This window comes from Adlercreutzia sp. ZJ138, from assembly GCF_011038935.1.
Taxonomy (GTDB): domain Bacteria; phylum Actinomycetota; class Coriobacteriia; order Coriobacteriales; family Eggerthellaceae; genus ZJ141.
In genome coordinates this window covers 1-1,227 of the sequence record NZ_JAAKEA010000048.1, presented here as the reverse complement: position 1 = coordinate 1,227, position 1,227 = coordinate 1, and the positions used below count along the sequence as shown (strand labels likewise).

The 1,227-nt window shown below is 54.0% G+C and carries 1 protein-coding gene; it reads left to right on the top strand.

The annotated features are described in order from the left end of the window. A partial coding sequence (locus tag G7Y43_RS10560; protein ID WP_165046369.1) for an ISL3 family transposase occupies positions 1-1,227 on the top strand: 1,227 nt, incomplete at both ends.

Here is a 1,227-nt window from a genome sequence, read left to right as displayed (position 1 = left end):
TGCCAAAATGAACCCACAAACGAAGATGCTGGCAACGATCATTGCAAAATCATTGAACCTCGGAGATGAGTGGACTGTTGTCGACGTTGAGATGAGGGATTGCGATCCCGATCCTGATGAACTGCATGTCTACATCGAAAGGACACCGGGGTATGCCTTAAGATGTCCGAGATGTGGGGCGATGCACGGTGTGTACGATACGCGCGAGCGCACGTGGCGCCATTTGGACATATGGCAATACAAGACCTACATCCACTGCAAGCTGCCGCGTCTTGATTGTGAGGGTGGCCCAATCACAGCCGAGGTGCCCTGGGCGGCCCCCGATGCCAAGCATTTCACCGCACTGTTCGAGGCACAGGTATTGGTCATGGCCATGTCGTCAATGCCAGTCGCAGGAATAGCGAAGGTCGTAGGTGAGCACGACACGAGGATCTGGGCGATGCTAAATCGCATCGTGGCCAAAGCCCACGCCGAGGCTAACTTCTCAGGAGTTAGCGACGTGGGTGTTGATGAGACCGCTCGTAAGCGCGGGCACAACTACCTTACGAGCTTTGTCGATCTGAAAGGCGAGAGAGTCATGGTCTGTGCTCTCGGGCGTGACGCCAGTACGGTGGCTGAGTTCGCTTGTGAGCTCGCCGAACACGGCGGTGACCCGGAGGCTGTAAAGGTCGTAACCTGCGACCTTTCACCTGCGTTTGCCAAAGGTGTCACCGAACACCTACCTAACGCTAAGCGCGTGGCCGATCGGTTTCACGTAATTCAGCTTGCAACTAGGCAGCTCGACAAGGTGAGGGCGGCTGAGGCTAGAGAGTCAAAGGAGAAAAGAGCACTTTTGTCCCGCACCAAGTACATATGGCTCAAAAACGAAGCAAACCTCACCGAAGGACAAGCGGAAAGGAAGCGCAACCTGTCAAAGGAGCACCTAAAGACGGCCCGGGCCTGTGCGATGAAAGAAGCGCTGCAGACTGTCTATGAATGTGAAACCAGAAAAGAGGCGGAATCTGATCTGAATGCTTTGTGCAGCTGGATCATGCACTCGAACGTGCCACAGATGAAATCGGTCGCCAAGACAATACGTGAGAACTGGGCTGAGATTCTTAACTACTTCGACCACAGGCTAACCAATGCCGTGTTAGAGGGTATGAACTCAATCATCCAATCGGCCAAAAGACAGGCCCGCGGGTTCAGCAACCTGGAGTACTTCAAGACCATCATCTACCTGAACCT